13 protein-coding genes are annotated in these 16,112 nt (G+C 64.7%); 8 read left to right on the plus strand and 5 right to left on the minus strand.

The genetic code is table 11. The features are described 5' to 3' along the window. From BLP76_RS05840 to BLP76_RS05860, 5 genes are all read right to left on the minus strand, one after another. Entirely contained in the window at window positions 1–930 is a 930-nt protein-coding gene (locus BLP76_RS05840) for a carbohydrate ABC transporter permease (RefSeq protein ID WP_092810543.1), read from the minus strand. A 119-nt stretch (window positions 931–1,049) separates the two neighbouring features. Beyond that, window positions 1,050–2,366, minus strand: a complete 1,317-nt coding sequence (locus tag BLP76_RS05845; RefSeq protein ID WP_092810545.1) for an ABC transporter substrate-binding protein — start codon at window positions 2,364–2,366, stop codon at window positions 1,050–1,052. Window positions 2,367–2,501: 135 nt separating this feature from the next. Continuing rightward, on the minus strand, window positions 2,502–3,566 hold the full coding sequence (locus tag BLP76_RS05850) for an ABC transporter ATP-binding protein (protein ID WP_092810547.1): 1,065 nt from the start codon (window positions 3,564–3,566) through the stop codon (window positions 2,502–2,504). A gap of 279 nt (window positions 3,567–3,845) precedes the next feature. Next, complete coding sequence (locus BLP76_RS05855) at window positions 3,846–4,931, minus strand: S1C family serine protease (protein WP_092811324.1); 1,086 nt, start codon at window positions 4,929–4,931, stop codon at window positions 3,846–3,848. A 238-nt stretch (window positions 4,932–5,169) separates the two neighbouring features. Continuing rightward, window positions 5,170–6,153, minus strand: a complete 984-nt coding sequence (locus tag BLP76_RS05860; RefSeq protein ID WP_092810549.1) for a calcium/sodium antiporter — start codon at window positions 6,151–6,153, stop codon at window positions 5,170–5,172. Window positions 6,154–6,389: 236 nt separating this feature from the next. On the opposite strand from BLP76_RS05860, the gene modA reads away from it, so the two are divergent. The 8 genes from modA to BLP76_RS05900 all read left to right on the plus strand — a co-directional run bounded on the left by modA (window position 6,390) and on the right by BLP76_RS05900 (window position 16,070). Further along, a complete protein-coding gene (gene modA / locus BLP76_RS05865) occupies window positions 6,390–7,166 on the plus strand; it encodes a molybdate ABC transporter substrate-binding protein (RefSeq protein ID WP_092810551.1) in 777 nt (258 codons plus the stop codon). Beyond that, window positions 7,163–7,957 (plus strand): ABC transporter permease, encoded by a 795-nt coding sequence (locus BLP76_RS05870; protein WP_092810553.1) that lies wholly within the window; start codon window positions 7,163–7,165, stop codon window positions 7,955–7,957. Before modA ends, BLP76_RS05870 begins: the two co-directional genes overlap by 4 nt. Next, entirely contained in the window at window positions 7,954–9,546 is a 1,593-nt protein-coding gene (modD, locus tag BLP76_RS19195) for a ModD protein (protein ID WP_092810555.1), read from the plus strand. Before BLP76_RS05870 ends, modD begins: the two co-directional genes overlap by 4 nt. Window positions 9,547–9,704: 158 nt before the next feature. Continuing rightward, window positions 9,705–10,724, plus strand: a complete 1,020-nt coding sequence (locus tag BLP76_RS05880) for an NAD(P)H-binding protein (protein ID WP_092810557.1) — start codon at window positions 9,705–9,707, stop codon at window positions 10,722–10,724. 162 nt (window positions 10,725–10,886) lie between these two features. Continuing rightward, window positions 10,887–12,173 carry a glycosyltransferase gene (locus tag BLP76_RS05885; RefSeq protein ID WP_092810559.1) on the plus strand — a complete coding sequence of 429 codons (1,287 nt, stop codon included), beginning with the start codon at window positions 10,887–10,889 and terminating at the stop codon, window positions 12,171–12,173. A gap of 165 nt (window positions 12,174–12,338) precedes the next feature. Continuing rightward, window positions 12,339–12,656: a DMT family transporter gene (locus tag BLP76_RS05890; RefSeq protein ID WP_092811326.1), complete on the plus strand. Its 318-nt coding sequence runs from the start codon at window positions 12,339–12,341 to the stop codon at window positions 12,654–12,656. Between the two features lie 319 nt (window positions 12,657–12,975). Then, window positions 12,976–13,959, plus strand: a complete 984-nt coding sequence (locus BLP76_RS05895) for a LysR family transcriptional regulator (protein WP_092810561.1) — start codon at window positions 12,976–12,978, stop codon at window positions 13,957–13,959. Window positions 13,960–14,762: 803 nt separating this feature from the next. After that, window positions 14,763–16,070, plus strand: a complete 1,308-nt coding sequence (locus BLP76_RS05900) for a CitMHS family transporter (protein ID WP_092810563.1) — start codon at window positions 14,763–14,765, stop codon at window positions 16,068–16,070. The last annotated feature ends 42 nt before the right edge of the window (window positions 16,071–16,112 follow it).

Genomic DNA, 16,112 nt, shown 5'->3' on the forward strand with positions numbered 1-16,112 from the left:
TCAGTCGTTGCCCTGCTGCCAGCGGCGACGCTGCAGCCCGAAGAACGAGAACAAGATTGCGGCGAGCAGGAAGGGGATCATGGCGACCGCGATCGCCGCACCTTCGCCGAGCTGGCCGCCGGGAATGGCGCGCTGGAAGGAGAGGGTGGCCATGAGATGGGTGGCGTTGACCGGGCCGCCGCGTGTCAGGACGTAGATGAGCTGGAAATCGGTGAAGGTGAAGAGCACCGAAAAGGTCATGACGACGGCGATGATCGGGGTGAGAAGCGGCAAGGTCACCTTGGTGAAGCGCTGCCAGGAGGTGGCGCCATCAAGCGCTGCCGCCTCGTTCAGGGATTGAGGGATCGTCTGCAGGCCGGCGAGAAGCGAGATCGCCACGAAGGGAATGCCGCGCCAGACATTGGCGGCGATCACCGAGGCGCGGGCATGGTTGGGCTGCCCGAGGAAGTTGATCGGCGTATCGATCAGCCCCCATTGCATCAATACCCAGGAAATGATCGAGAACTGGCTGTCGTAGATCCACCAGAAGGCCAGCGCGGACAAAACCGTCGGCACCACCCAGGGAAGCAAGATGATCGCCCGGAAGAAGGTCTTGAAGGGCAGATGCTCGTTCAAGATGAGGGCGAGCCAGAGGCCGAGGCCGAATTTCAGCACCGAGGCGACGACGGTGTAGAGAATGGTGTTGTAGACCGAGAGCCAGAAGATCGGGTCGTCGAAGAGCCAGATGTAATTCTCAAGGCCGATGAATTCGCCGGTGCGGCCGATGCGCGTGTCGGTGAAGCCGAGCCAGACGCCGAGACCGAGCGGATAGGTCAGGAAGCAGAGCAGGAAGACCGCAGCCGGCAGCATGAAGAGAAGCCCGAGGCCGTTGCGGCTCTCCAGGAACCTTGCCAGGAGCGGTCGGCGTGGGGTCAGCGGCACATCCGTCATTGTGAGCCTGTCTCGTCTGGTGGTCGGCGCGGCGGCGTGATCGCTCGCGCTCGCTGTCTGAGGGGGGCTTTGAGATAACGGGCGCCGGCCGAAGCCGACGCCCGGCTCCCCCCGTTAACTCAGCTGTAGTAGCGCCTGGCGCGGCGTTCCGCGTTCGCCATGGCTTCTTCTGGCGAGCGCTGACCGGTGACGGCCTCGGCGAACATGTCGACGAGGACGTAATCGGCCATGACGCCGGCGGAGGCCGGTCCGAGCGGACCTGCATAGCCGTTCGGCCGCAGGCTTTCAGAGGCGCGCGAATAGGGCTCGTGCACCGGGTTCGACGTCCAGACCGGATTGTCGGCGAATTCCTTCAGCGCCTGACAGCAATAGGCGCTCGCACCTTCGATCCAGGCGTTCATGCGGTCCGACTGGTACATGAACTCCAGATACGCCTTCGCCGCCTGCGGATATTTGCAGTGCTTGAAGATCGAGAGCGTCGAGGTCTGGTGCAGCTCCACCGACTTGCCGACCGGGCCGATCGGCAGGTTCACCGTGCGGATATCCTCGGCGATCTCCTTCATCGCCGGGTCCTTGGCCGCGGCGTAATAAAGCGAGACGCCGTTTGCCGTCAGCGAGATCTGCTCGGCGAGGAAGGCGCGGTTGTTGTTGATGTCGAGCCAGCTTTCCGTGCCCGGAATGAAGGTCTCGTAGAGCGCCTTGGCGTATTCGATCGCAGCCTTGGTCTCCGGGCTGTTGATCGTCACGTTGCTGTTTTCGTCGACCATCATGCCGCCATGGCTCCACAGGAGCCAATGGGCGTAATTGTTGCCGTCGCCGACGGCCTTGCCGTGCGGGAAGCCGGCGGGCGTGCCGTTCGCCTTAAGCGCCTTGCAGAGTTCCAGGAAGCCGTCGGTGTCTTTCGGGAATTCCGAGAAACCGGCTTTCTCCATATGGCTCTGGCGGTAGCAGACGGCGTTGCCGATGGCGCAGAGAGGGACGGCGATGAAGGTGTCGTCCTGGCGGGCATAGCCTTCGAGACCCTCATACCAGCCGCCATGCGCCTCGCCGAGCTTGGTGGCGAGATCGGTCACGTCGACGAGCTTGTCGGGATACTGGAAGGGATCGTCGAACCAGCTCATCACCATATCGGGACCCGAGCCGACATTGGCGGCAACCGCAGCTTTCGGGCGGACATCCTCCCAGCTTTCCTGGTCGATGCGCACCTCGACGCCCGTCGCCTCGGTGAAGGCCTTGGTGTTGGCGTTCCAGGCTTCTTCCTCGCCGGTGACGAAGGGCACCCAGCGCAGGAGGCGAAGCGATGCGCCTTCTTCCGGCTGGAACGTCATGGCGGCAGATTGGGCGAATGCCCGGCGGGCGCCCGGGACGCCGGAAAAGGCGGCGCCGGCGGCAAGGCTCGCGGTGCCGCTCAGAAAGGTTCTGCGATCGATTGGCATTGTCGGTTTCCTCCACGTTGCGGGACGTTTTTTTGATGCGCTTCTTGCGGCTCCCGCGACCGCAGCGACGAGGGCTTTTTGCCCTTCTGGCCGGCCTTTGGCCGGAGATCTCACCTATTCACGTCTTCAGGGCGCTCACACGGAGAGCCGGTCGCCCTCCTTGGCATCGAAGAGATGGACGGAACCGGCGTCGATGGTGACTTTGAGCTCGTCGCCCGGGCCGGCGGAGATGCGTTCGCGGAAGACGCAGACGATTTCCGTCTCGCCGAGGAAGGCGACGACATGCGTCTCCGATCCCGTCGGCTCGACCACTTCCACGCGGAGCGTGGTGTCGCCGCCAAGCTGAAAGTGTTCCGGGCGAACGCCGTAGATCATCTCGCGGCCGGGTTCCGCATCGCCGGGCTCGGCGATCGGCAGGCGCTCGCCGTCGCCGGTGACGAAGATGTTGCGGTCGTTCGCATCAAGGGTGCCGGTCACCATGTTCATCGCGGGCGAGCCGATGAAGCCGGCGACGAAGAGATTTTCCGGCCGGTCGTAGAGATCGAGCGGCGCGCCGACCTGGGCGACGATGCCGTCATGCATGACGACGATCTTGTCGGCCATGGTCATCGCTTCGATCTGGTCGTGGGTGACGTAGACGGTGGTGGTCTTCAAGCGCTGATGGAGGTTCTTGATCTCTGTGCGCATGGAGACGCGCAATTTGGCGTCGAGATTGGAGAGCGGCTCGTCGAAGAGAAAGACCTGCGGCTTTCGCACGATGGCGCGGCCCATGGCGACGCGCTGGCGCTGGCCGCCGGAGAGTTGGCGCGGATAGCGGTCGAGGAGATGGGAAAGGCCGAGCATTTCGGCGGCAGGCGAGACGAGGCTTTCGATCTCCTTCTTGGAGACGCCCTTGAGCTTCAGGGAGAAGCCCATGTTCTCCGCCACCGTGATGTGCGGATAGAGCGCGTAATTCTGGAACACCATGGCGATGTCGCGCTCTTTGGGCGGGAGCGTGTTCACCACGCGATCGCCGATTAAAATTTCGCCGGCGGTGATGTGTTCCAGACCTGCCAGCATGCGCAGGAGCGTGGACTTTCCGCAGCCCGAAGGGCCGACGAGCACGACGAACTGGCCTTCCTCGATATCGATCGAGACGCCGTGCAACACTTCCACCGATCCGAACGCCTTGCGGACGTCGCGGAACGTCACCGATGCCATACGTTTCCTCGCCTTGGATTATTAATGTATTCGTTATGGCTATAGTGGCGGCTCTTCCGGCGCTGTGCAACCGTTTCCTCAACAATGCGGAAAACGACCGAAAAACTCCGGAAATGCTAGAAGATGACGCGGTGGGAGCAGGCGGCGGAAGGCTGGCGACGCGGCGCGGGTGTCCACGTATACGCACTTTGTGCGACGTTCTTCGGGTGTGACGAGAGGTCGTGAGGGACGCTTCCAAGTGGGCGCCCCATCAGAGATGCGCAGGGAGGGGGCGGAGCGTTATTGCTGGCCGATATCGACGACGTCGACGGTGACGTTTCGGGTGCGGCCGTCGCGCTCGAGCGTGAGCTCGACATGGCCGCCGACACCTGCCGCTTCGAGCTTTTTGGTCAGGCCGGTGAGGCCGCGGACGTCCTCGCCGTCGATGCCGACGATGATGTCGCCGATGGTGCCGCGGTACTGGTTGAGGCCTTCGATGCCGGCCCGGTCGGCGGGCGAGCCCGGCACGATTCCGGCGATGACGACGCCCGAAATGCCGAGATGGGCGGCGATCGATTCATCCGCCGCCAGAATGCCGATGCCGGGGGTGGGCACGCGACCCGAAGAGATGAGGGAGGGCACGACGCGGTTCGCCACATCGACGGGAATGGCGAAGCCGATGCCGGCATTGGCGCCCGAAGGCGAGAAGATCGCCGTGTTGATGCCGATGAGGCGGCCGGCGGAATCGAGCAGGGGGCCGCCGGAATTGCCGGGATTGATCGCCGCGTCGGTCTGGATGACATCGGCGATCTCGCGCCCGCCGCTCGTCGGCAGGCGCCGCTTCAGCGCCGAGATGATGCCCATCGTCAAGGATTGGTCGAGGCCGAAAGGATTGCCGATCGCATAGGCGGTCTGGCCGACCTTCAGATCATCGGTGGTGCCGAGCGGCACCGGTGGCGGCAGGCGTGTGCGCGGGGCAAGGCGCAGGACGGCGAGATCGTAATTGGGGGCGCGACCGACGAGGCTGGCCGGCACCACCTCGTCATCGGCGAGGCGCACGGAGATGGATGCGGCGTTCTCCACGACATGGTTGTTGGTGACGATGTGGCCGGCCTCGTCCCAGACGAAGCCGGTGCCCGATTGCAGGCCGTCGCTCTGGCCGAAGGCCGTTCCCCGCGGGCGCGCCACGACCTGGACGACGGAGGGGGCGATCTCCTCGAAGACGGAAACGCTGGAGCGCTCGAAATCGGAGAGTTCGGCACGCGGGGCGATCGGACGCGGCGCGGTCGCCGAGAATAAAAAGCGGTCGACATAAGGCTGCAGCAAGAGAAGGGCGAGAAGGACGACGAGAAGCGCGAGAAGTGCGCGGGTGCGGGTTTCGTTCACGTCCAATCTCCGAGCGGCCTTTCCAGATGATTGGCACCCGCTTTTCGGAGAGGCAACCGCGCAGCCGGGATTTGGTGCACGCTCGTGGAGGAGAGAGGGCAGAAGCTCTGCCGTCTCTCGTGCCCAATGCCTGTGCGCGCTTGGGTGGTGCGATCAGGCGCTGGACGAATGAAGGCCGGCGGGCGTGCGGGACCGTCGTGCCGGGCGTGGTGTGAGCCTGCTTCGCACCTCGCCGCGATCAGGGCCAGATTGCATAGACGTAGCCGACATAGCCGCAGAGGAGAGCTGCCCCTTCCCAGCGGGCGATGCGCAATCCCGTCCAGGCGAAAGCCACGAAAGCAAGGGACACCCCGATCATCACGAGGTTGTCAAAAGCGACGATCTCCTGAGGGACGGCACCCGGTGATGCCAGCGCGGTGAACCCGCCAATTCCCAGGATGTTGTAAATATTGGAGCCGACGATGTTGCCGAAGGCCACGTCGCCCTGCTTGCGAATTCCGGCCACGACCGAGGTCACGAGCTCGGGCATGGACGTGCCGACGGCGACGATGGTCAGCCCGATGACCGTTTCCGAGATCGCGTAACTGCGGGCAAGCGCCACGGCGCCATCGACGAGGAGACGACCTCCCATGACGACGAGGACAAGCCCGCCGATGGCGATCAATGCCGAGACGAGCAAGGATGTTTGCGGCGGTTGCGCCGGCACAAGGGCTGCGTCGGTCTCCTGCAAAGCCGCGCTCTTTTCGTAGACGGCCCCGTGACCTGCCGGCGCTGCAGCCCTTTCCTGCCGGAAGGCGAGGTAGATGTAAGCGAGCAGCGCCGCCACGAAGAGCCCGCCCGCAACGCGGCCGAGGGGCATCGTAAAGGCCACCGCCGAGAAAACGATCGCAACCGCCAGCATGACCACGCCATCCCGTTTCAAAGCGCTGGAGGCAATGATCATAGGGCTGACCAGTGCGGCGATGCCTGCAATCAGCAGGATGTTGGCGATGCTGGAGCCAACGATGTTGCCGTAGGCGATGCCGGGTGCGCCCGCGAGCGCCGCCTGCACCGAGGTCACCAATTCCGGCGTGGACGTTCCGAAGCCGACCAAGGTCAGGCCGATGACCAGAGGTGATACTCCAAGTCCTGCCGCAACCCGAACGGCGCCGCGCACCAGCAGCTCACCGCCGACGACCAGCAGGATAAGTCCCCCGGCGAGAGGCCCCCAGATTTCAAACATGTTCACCCCGTCAGAGCTGCGAGCAACAGGAACTGATAGAGCTCAATCTGCCGTGGTCAATGTGACCTGTCTCTCATGCGGGGGGCGGGAGGTGGCGTGGACAGAGACAAGCGGCACTGGCGGAAGACGAAGGGAGAGGAGGCGCCTCGGATACGACGAAGGGCGGTCTTGCCTCATCGCTATATAGGCAAAGTATATAGCGTATAGTTTCTCATCGAGCGGGGGGCAGCTGAGAAATGGCGAAGAGACGTTTTCTGCCAGGAGTGGCGCTGGTTCTGGCGCAGGTACTGTCGCTTGCGGCGCCGCGGGCCATGGCCGACGAGCTTCACGTTTATGCCGGCGCCGGGCTGCGCCAGCCGGTGAGTGCGATCGCCGATCTGTTCAAAGCGGAGACCGACACGGATGTCGTCATCGAATTCGGTGGCTCCGGCCAGATCATGGCGCGCTATGCGGAGGCGGGCGAAGGCGACGTCTTCGTTCCGGGCTCGACCTTCTACAGCGACAAGCTCAAGGAAAAGGGGCTCGTGCGATCGACGCGGCTTCTGGTCGAGCATGGGCCGGTGCTGGCGGTGACGAAGGCGAAGGCGGGCGAGATCGGAACGTTTGCCGACCTTGCCAAGCCGGGCGTGCGTCTTGGGCTCGGCGATCCCGAGGCGATGGCGCTCGGGCGCACGGCGGAAGACATTCTCAAAGCCTCGGGCATGGCGGAAGAGATTCTGCCGAATGTCTCGGTGCGGGCGGCGACGGTGAAGCAACTCGCGCTCTATGTGTTCGACGGCGATGTCGATGCGGCGATCATTGCGGCGAGCGATGCGGCGATGAACCCGGACAAGGTCGCGGTCGTTGCGATCCCGAAGGAATGGTACACGGCCGAGATCGTGCCGGTGGTGGTGCTGACGACCGCCAAAAAGCCCGACGCGGCCGAGGCGTTCGCGGAAAAGCTCGCCTCCGACGAAGGGCGCGCGGTGTGGAAGCGCTTCGGCTTCACGCCGGTCGCACGCGACGGCGAATGACCGGGCGGGCGCCACGGCTGCCCATCCCGCTCGATGTGCTGCTCGCGGTTCCGCTTCTCATCATTGCGGCGGCGATCGGGCTCGTCATTCTCGGGCTCGGGGCAAGGCTCACGCCGCATGAGCTGTTTCGGGCGCTGAGCGAACCGGAGACGCTGTTTGCGCTGCGCCTGTCGTTTTCGACGTCGCTGATCTCGCTCGCTCTTTCGCTCCTTCTCGGCGTGCCGGCGGCCTATCTCCTGGCGCGGCGGCGCTTTCGCGGCATGGCGCTCGTCGACACGCTTCTCGACCTGCCGCTCGTCATGCCGCCGCTCGTGGCCGGGCTCGGGCTTCTTTTCGTCATCGGGCGCGCCTCGCCGCTGCCGCCGCTTGCGGAAATCGGGGCGGTGTTTCTGTTCTCGCCGGCCGGCATCGTTCTCGCCCAGACCTTTATTGCGACGACCATCATCGTGCGGAGCGCGAAAGCGGCGTCCGAGGCGGTCGATCCCGGCTATCGCGACGTTGCCGGGACGCTCGGTCTCACACCCGCGCGCGTCTTCTTCGCCATCGATCTGCCGCTTGCGGCAGGCGGTATCGTCTCCGGCGCCATTCTCGCCTGGGCGCGGGCGCTCGGCGAATTCGGCGCGACTTTGATGGTCGCCGGCGCCACGCGCTTTCGCACCGAAACCCTGCCGATGGCGATCTATCTGAATATGGCGACCGGCCAGGTGGAGGTGGCGGTCGCCTCTGCGCTCGTGCTGCTGGTGACGGCCTTTGTCCTGCTTTTGACGATGCGCGGGCTGAAACGCGCATGAATGCGGGGCTTACCCTCGAAGGTGTGTGCAACGGCGTTCTGCACGACGTCGATTGCCGGATCGAACGCGGCGCCTTCGTCACGCTGATCGGGCCGTCGGGGGCGGGGAAATCGACGCTTCTGAAGGCGGTCGCCGGGCTCGTGCGCCATGCCGGCCGGATCCTGTGGGGCGGGGCGGCGATCGACAAAGCGGCGCCGCATGCGCGGGCGATCGGCTATGTGCCGCAGGATCTCTGTCTCTTTCCGCATCGCAGCGTCGCCGGCAATCTCTTGCTTGCCTTGGAGCGGCAGCGGCTCGATCCGGCGGCGCGGCAGGCGCGAGTTGCGGCACTTCTGGAGCAGTTGCGGATCGGCCATCTCGCCGAGCGGCGCCCGACGCGGATCAGCGGAGGCGAGAAGCAGCGCGTGGCGCTGGCCCGTGCTTTGATCGGTGCGCCGTCGCTTCTCCTTCTCGACGAGCCGTTCAGCAGCCTCGACGATCAGACGCGCCGGCATCTGCAGGGCGAGGTGAAGCGGCTGCACGAGGAGTTCGGGCTGACGACGCTCATGGTTACGCATGACCTCGATGAGGCCTTCGCGCTCGGCGATGAGGTGCTCGCGATGCACGAGGGGAGGCTGAAGGCCGCAGCTCGTCCGGCTTCCCTCGGAGAGGTTCGTGGCGATCATGGCGGGTGCGGGCCTGCGCCTCCCAGAACGATGCGCCCGACGATTTCGCCCGCACTCCCTCACCCCAGCCGCAAGGAACCCCACATGCCAGATCTTTCCGACAACGATCTCGATCGGCTTCTCGCGCAGGATGCGCCTTATGGCGATCTCACCACGCAGGCGCTTGAGATCGGCGGGAAGGCCGGGCGGATGAGCTTTGCCGCCCGGGATAAGATGGTTCTGTGCGGGTCGGAAGAGGCGGCGCGGATGATCCGGCGTGCAGGCGGTGAGATCGCCTCGGTGTTGCCGAGCGGATCGAAGATCGAGGCGGGGACGGTGTTCCTGAGTGCGGTCGGGCCGGCGGCGGCGCTGCACAAAGCCTGGAAGGTGTCGCAGACGCTCGTCGAATACGCCTCCGGCATCGCCACGCGCGCCAATCGTATCGTTGAGGCGGCGCGGGCAGAGGCGCCGGAGCTCGTCGTTGCCTGCACGCGCAAGAATTTCCCAGGCACCAAGGAGATCAGCATCAAGGCGGTGATGGCCGGCGGGGCCGGCATCCACCGGCTCGGGCTTTCGGAAACGATCCTGGTCTTTCCCGAGCATCGCGTGTTTCTGGGCGATGACATCGAGGGATGGATGACGGCGCTGAAGCGGCACGCTCCGGAGAAGAAGATCGTGGTGGAGAGCGATGATCTCGACGAGGCCGAGGCGCTCGCAAAAGCCGGGGCCGACGTCATCCAGCTGGAAAAGCTCGAGCCCGAGGCGGTGGCGGAGATGGTGCGGCGGGTGGCGGATCTGACGCCGCGGCCGGTGGTGGCGATGGCCGGCGGCGTCAACGAGGCGAATGCGGCGCGTTATGCGGCGACGGGCTGCGACGTGCTGGTGACGTCTGCGCCCTATTTCGGCCGGCCGAGCGACGTGAAGATCACGATCGAACGCGGGTGAGGGTGCGCAGGCGGTCGCGTCCACCGCTGCGGTGGGGCCGCAGCGAGGTCTTGTCCCATTGCGTTCAGTCGGTTCGGTCCGCTAGCTGACGCGATGCACGACTTTCTTTGCGCCATGCCAGTCCTGCTTTGCGCCACGCCAGTCCGGCGGGCGAAGCGATGACAGATCCGCAAAACGCCAGCGACTTAAGGCCCAAACGCATCCTCGTTCTGGGCGCGACCGGCACGATCGGCCGGGCCACGGTGAAGGCGCTCATGGCTCGCGGCCATGAGGTCGTCTGCCTGGTGCGGCCGAAAGCGGGCGTCGGCGGGGCGCTGACGCCGGAAGGGACGGCGCGGCTCCTGGAGGGGGCGAAGCTGCGCTTCGGCGAGGTGGCGGACCCGGTGTCGCTCAAACGCGAGGTGTTTTCCGGCGAGCCGTTCGACGTTCTCGTCTCCTGCCTTGCCTCGCGCACCGGCGGCGAGAAGGACGCGTGGGCGATCGATTATCAGGCGCATTCCGATGCGCTTGCGGCCGCGCGGGACGCGGGCGTCAGGCAGATGGTGCTCCTGTCGGCGATCTGCGTGCAGAAACCGCTTCTTGCCTTCCAGCAGGCGAAGCTCGCCTTCGAGAAGGAATTGATCGCGTCCGGGCTCACCTATTCGATCGTGCGGCCGACGGCCTTCTTCAAATCTCTGGCCGGCCAGATCGACCGGCTGCGCGCCGGCAAACCCTATCTTCTCTTCGGCGACGGGCGGCTGACGGCGTGCAAGCCGATCAGCGACGACGATCTCGGGCGCTATCTCGCCGAATGCGTGGATGACGAGGAGCGTCACGACAAGATTCTGCCGATCGGCGGGCCGGGCGATGCGGTGACGCCGATCGAGCAGGGGGAAAGGCTGTTCCAGCTTCTGGGTAAGGAGCCGAAATTCAAGCATGTGCCGGTGGCGCTCATGGATGCGATCATCGCCGGGCTGAGCGGACTTGGAAAAGTCTCGCCGAAGCTGCGTGCCAAGGCCGAGCTTGCCCGGATCGGCCGCTATTATGCGACGGAATCGATGCTGCTCCTCAATCCGGAGACCGGCCGCTACGACGCGGCGGCGACGCCGTCTTACGGCACCGAAACGCTGTTCGATTTCTATGCACGGCTCGTCAAAGGCGACGCGAGCGTGGAACGCGGCGACCACGCGGTGTTTTGACGGCCATCTCGGCGGTTTTCCGCTTCTCGCGGCCTTCGGATCTTGCGGCCAAGCTTTACAGGCGCTCGGCGATGACGGAACGATCATCGCGATGAGACGCGTGCGCAGATCCGATCGCCTTGCGGGGAGCCCGTTTTCGGGGAGCCCATTTGCGGGGAGCCCATGAAGGTGCTCATCCTCACCTATGGATCGCGCGGCGATGTCGAGCCCTATGTGGCGCTCGGCCTCGGGCTCAAGGCGCATGGCCATGATGTCATGCTGGCGACGAGCCGGCGGTTTCAGGGCTTCGTCGAGGCGCATGGATTGGCCTTCGGCCCGCTCAGCGACGCGCTTCTTTCGATCCTCGACACCGATCAGGGCAAGGCGCTTTTGGAGAAGGGTGGCAGCCTGTTGCAGGTGATCAAAAGCAGTCTTGCCATGTGGCGGCAGCTGAAGCCCATGCAGCAGGCGCTGATGCGGGAATGCTGGGAGGTCGCCAGCACGTTTCGTCCCGACATCATCGTCTATCATTCGAAAGCGGCGGCGGCGCCTTCGATTGCCGACAGGCTCGGCAGCGCCTGCGTGCTCGCGACGCCCGTGCCGATGCATGTGCCGACGCGCGCCTTCCGCTTCGCGATCCTGCCGCGACTGCCCCTGGGGGGCTGGGTCAACAAAGCGAGCTACGGGCTCACCAATGGCGTCGTGAAAAGGGTTTTCGGACCCCTCATCCAGGATTTCAGGCGCTCGCTCGATCTGCCTGCGGTGAAGAACTACGATCCGCTGACGCGAAGCGACGGGAGCGATATCCCGGTGCTGCACGGCTTCAGCCAGGTGGTGCTGCCGCGCCCCGAGGACTGGCCGGCAAGCGCCCATGTCACCGGCTATTGGTTTCTGCCCGACGCCGCCGACTGGACGCCGCCTGACGCGCTTGCCGCGTTTCTCGCGGCCGGCCCGCCGCCCGTCTATGTCGGCTTCGGCTCGATGTCGGTGCGCCAGCCGGAGACGCTTGCGCGGCTCTCGGCGGAGGCTTTGGCCGCCGCCGGCGTGCGCGGCATTCTGGCGAGCGGCTGGGGCGCGCTGACGGCGGCCGACTTGCCGGAGAATGTGCTTCTCATCCAAGAGGCGCCGCATCATTGGCTGTTTCCCAAAATGGCGGCGATCGTGCATCACGGCGGCGCGGGAACGACCGCCGCGGCGCTTCAAGCCGGAAAGCCCTCGCTCGTCGTGCCGTTTTTCGGCGATCAGCCATTCTGGGGCGCGCGGGTGCATGCGATCGGCGCAGGGCCGAAACCGATCCCGCGAGCAAAGCTCACCGCAGCCCGGCTCGCCGCGGCCATTCGCGAGATGACGCGCTCGCAAGGGATGCAGGCGAGGGCGGCGGAGATCGGAGCGCTGATTTCCCGCGAGGACGGCGTGGCGGTGGCGCGGGGGCTCATCGAGAATGCGGGGTCCGGGCCCGGCCGCCGGTAACTTCGAGGAGATTTGCGCGGGAGGTCTTGGCGGAGGCAGTGGCGGGAGATAGATCCCGCCTCAAAAGGAGGACGACCTCTCCCGTTTCGGGTTGCCCAAGCTCGGGTCGCCCAATTCGGGCTGCAATGTCCAGGACGGCCTGGCCCATCAATCGTGGAGGGGCTCGTGCCTTGGATCTATCTCGTCGTCGCCGGTATCCTCGAAGTCGTCTGGGCCTTTTCGATGAAGCAGTCGCTTGGCTTCAGCCGGCTCGTCCCGACCCTTGTGACAATCATCGCCATGGCGGCGAGCCTGTGGCTTTTGGCACTTGCCATGCGCAGCATCCCGCTCGGCACCGCCTATACGATCTGGACGGGGATCGGCGCGATGGGGGCCTTTGTCGTCGGCATCGTCTTTCTGGGCGAGCCGGTGAATGCGGCGAGGATTTTGGCCGCGCTGCTGATCGTTTCGGGGCTCGTGCTGATGCGGGTCGCAAGCGCTTGAGGTTTCCGTTCAGCCGGGGCGCGAACCCGGCGCCTTTCCGACGAGGCAGCGGTCGCGGGCTCAGCGCAAAAAACCAGGCCGGATCAATCGGTTCGGAGCCGATCTGCGACATTCTGCGTCTTTGCGATCACTCCAGAACGTTTCTTGCGTGGAAAGAATGAGTTAGAAGGGCCGCACGGTTCTTTCTGGTGCTTTTCGCGCAACTTTGGCGCCAGTATTCGGGACCGAAAACGTCCGGTCGCTCCGGCTGCGAGCGCCTGTCGCCGATGGCGAGCGGCATTGGCGCGAGGCGGCGTCCCTTGGGTTCAGCGAGGCTGATATGGCGAGAGTTTCTCCGGTACGGACACCCAATGTCCGCCAGATTCGGGCCTTTCTCGCCGTTGCGAAGCATCTGCGTTTCACCCGGGCGGCGGAAGATCTGAATATCTCGCAGCCGGCCCTGACGGTGCAGATCAACCAGCTTGAAGAGGTGCTCTCCATCAAGCTTTTCGATCGCAACAAAAGACAGGTGTCTCTGACGCCGGCAGGGCGCAACCTCTTGCCGATGTTTGAACGCATCGTCACCGATCTCGAAGACGTGGTCATCGCCAGCACCGATCTCGCCTATGCGCGGCGCGGGGCGGTGCGTGTCGCGGCACTTCCTTCCGTTTCCGCCAGCCTTCTGCCGAAGGCGCTCGTGTCCTTCCGCCGCACGCATCCCAATATCAGCGTGCGCATCCGCGACGTGGTGGCCGACGACATCATCAATCTGGTGAAGGCCGAACAGGTCGATTTCGGCATCGGCATCCGCCTGACGCCGGACCGCGATATCAAGGTCGAGAACTTCATCACCGACCATATCTGCGCCTTCTTCCGGCGCGGACACCCGATCGAGGACGCACCGCCCATCCTCACCATCAAGGATTGCGCACCCTATCCGCTCATTCTGACGAGCCGCACCAGCAGCGTGCGGGTGCTCTTCGAGCGGGCCCTGGCGCGCGAGGGCGTGGAAGTCCATATCGCCGGCGACGTGAACTACATGTCGACCGCGCTCGGCATGGTGCGGGCGGGCTACGGCATCGGCATTCTGCCGACATCGGCGGTCGATTCCGGCCATACGATGGGGCTCGGCTTCAAGCGCATCGACGCGCCCTGGCTCAACCGGCGCGTCGGCATCATCCGCAAATCGGGGCGCTATCTGAGCCCTGTCGTGGAGCATTTCATCCAGGCCGTGCAGGACACGGCGGGCAACCTCCCGAGTGCGAATTTCCGCTCCGTGCGCCGTTCGGAGCCGATCACCTCCGTGGAACGCAAGGCGTCCTGATCCGGCGAAGATGCCGGGCGGGGATGTCGGGCGAGGATGCCGGATGACGAGGGCGCGCAGATCCAATGCGCCGCGCCGACGTTCCGTGCCGCGCCTGCAGGCGCATCATCCTGATCGCATCGCCCGGGCCGCATCATTCGGGCCGTCTCGCGCACGGCGTGTCGAGGCGAAAATGTGGCGAGCCGATGGCTGCTCGGCGGTGAGGGCGTGACGAAAATGGTTTTACTTGCCGGGCGATCGCTCCGCCGGGCAGGGGCGCCGACGCCCCGCAGCGCGTTTTTTCAGCAAAGTGCATTTCCTGTGCAGCCGCATCTGCCGCGCCTCCAATTCTCGTCCTTTGCGCCCGTTTCCAAGCCGCGAGCTCCGGCCGCGTGTCAGGCCGATTGCGCGCCTGGTGGCCCGGCCCGGGCCGTTGTACTCAATTCTGCTGTGAGAACATGCCGGACCTCGGGAGGTCTGGCGGGAGGCGGCTCCGGGCGCTATCCGGCCGGCGTAAGACGCTCATTTTTCGGGCATTCTTCGCCGCCTTAGAGCGAGACAAGGGCGTCCTCTTATAATTTTTTCCTATTAGTCCGTTCCAATAAATTCAATTCCTTAAACGTCGTTCTTCTGACACATTCCTTAACCGAGATGAGGTTGCCTCAGATCAAAAGCAGTTAAGCGACGTATATCTTCCTCATGCGGATGGTAAATCTGCGTGGAAAGTGGCGCCTGTGTTTTCTGTTTCATCAGTAGATCCCAAAAAACGGGCCCCTGGAACCAAATTATACGTTGCTTGGGGGCAAGCCAGTTGAGGTCAAGCCATGTTGGCTCTACTCGGACTCATAACAATCCTCGTTCTGCTCACGTCGATCATGACCAACCGGCTTTCGCCACTGGTCGCTCTGATCCTCGTGCCTTTGGTTGCCGCCTTGATCGGCGGTTTCGGTCTCGAGACCGCGAAGTTCATCGTCGATGGGCTCAAAGGAATTGCACCTGTCGCGGCGATGTTCGTCTTCGCGATCGTCTTCTTCGGCATCGTCACCGACGCCGGCATGATGGACCCGATCATCGACCGGATCCTGAAGGCCGTCGGCCTGCGTCCGACACGCATCGTCATGGGGACGGCGCTGCTTGCGCTGATCATCCATCTGGACGGGTCGGGTGCGGTGACGTTCCTTATCACCATCCCTGCCATGCTGCCGCTCTATGACCGGCTCGGCATGGATCGTCGCGTTCTGGCTCTGGTCGCGTCTCTCGCCGCCGGCGTCAACTTCCTGCCGTGGACCGGCCCGGTGCTGCGTGCCTCGGCTGCGCTCAGCGTTCCCGTCACCGACATCTTCAACCCGCTCATTCTGGTGCAGGTCGTCGGCCTCCTCTTCACCTTCACCACCGCCTACATTCTGGGTCGGCGCGAAGAGAAGCGTCTCGGCCTGACCGGCGGGGCCGATGCCACCGGCGAAGCCGTCGTCACCGGGCGGGTGCTCACCGAAGCGGAACAGAAGACCCGTCGCCCGAAGCTCTTCTGGGTCAATATCCTGCTCACGCTCGGCGTGCTCGGCACGATGATGTCGGGTGTGGTTCCTGCCGCGATCATGTTCATGATCGGCACCGTCATCGCCCTCGTCATCAACTATCCGAAGGTCGACGATCAGAAGGCGCGGGTCGACGCCCATGCCAAAGCGGCCTTGATGATGGCGACCATCCTCTTCGCCGCGGGCTCCTTCACCGGCATCATGCGCGGTACGGGCATGCTGACCGCGATGGCGCAAGGTGCTGCCGGCTTCGTGCCGGAGGCGATGGCCCAGCATATCCCGTTCGGCCTCGGTATCATCGCCATGCCGCTCAGTCTCCTGTTCGATCCGGACTCCTACTACTTCGGCGTCATGCCGGTCGTGGCCCATGTCTACGAGAACTTCGGTGGTGCTCCGATCGAAATCGCCCAGGCTTCGATCCTCGGCCAGATGACCACCGGTTTCCCGGTGAGCCCGCTCACCCCCGCCACCTTCCTGGTGGTCGGTCTGACCGGCATCTCGCTCGGCGAACACCAGAGATTCGCGATCCCCTTCCTGTTCGGCGCCTCCGTCCTGATGACGTTCTGCGCCGCCCTGATCGGTGTCTTCCCCTTCTAACGCCCGGCCCACTCCGAGCCTGACGTTTCATCCCAGGAGTAT

The sequence above is a fragment of the Afifella marina DSM 2698 genome (assembly GCF_900102695.1).
In the GTDB taxonomy this organism is placed as follows: Bacteria; Pseudomonadota; Alphaproteobacteria; order Rhizobiales; family Afifellaceae; genus Afifella; species Afifella marina.

Coding starts and splice junctions, on each gene's coding strand:
- BLP76_RS05895 (WP_092810561.1), top strand. CDS start 12,976: ATGGCGAGAGTTTCTCCGGTACGGACACCCAATGTCCGCCAGATTCGG.
- BLP76_RS05900 (WP_092810563.1), top strand. CDS start 14,763: ATGTTGGCTCTACTCGGACTCATAACAATCCTCGTTCTGCTCACGTCG.
- modD (WP_092810555.1), top strand. CDS start 7,954: ATGAATGCGGGGCTTACCCTCGAAGGTGTGTGCAACGGCGTTCTGCAC.
- BLP76_RS05850 (WP_092810547.1), bottom strand. CDS start 3,566: ATGGCATCGGTGACGTTCCGCGACGTCCGCAAGGCGTTCGGATCGGTG.
- BLP76_RS05860 (WP_092810549.1), bottom strand. CDS start 6,153: ATGTTTGAAATCTGGGGGCCTCTCGCCGGGGGACTTATCCTGCTGGTC.
- BLP76_RS05840 (WP_092810543.1), bottom strand. CDS start 930: ATGACGGATGTGCCGCTGACCCCACGCCGACCGCTCCTGGCAAGGTTC.
- BLP76_RS05880 (WP_092810557.1), top strand. CDS start 9,705: ATGACAGATCCGCAAAACGCCAGCGACTTAAGGCCCAAACGCATCCTC.
- modA (WP_092810551.1), top strand. CDS start 6,390: ATGGCGAAGAGACGTTTTCTGCCAGGAGTGGCGCTGGTTCTGGCGCAG.
- BLP76_RS05870 (WP_092810553.1), top strand. CDS start 7,163: ATGACCGGGCGGGCGCCACGGCTGCCCATCCCGCTCGATGTGCTGCTC.
- BLP76_RS05845 (WP_092810545.1), bottom strand. CDS start 2,366: ATGCCAATCGATCGCAGAACCTTTCTGAGCGGCACCGCGAGCCTTGCC.
- BLP76_RS05885 (WP_092810559.1), top strand. CDS start 10,887: ATGAAGGTGCTCATCCTCACCTATGGATCGCGCGGCGATGTCGAGCCC.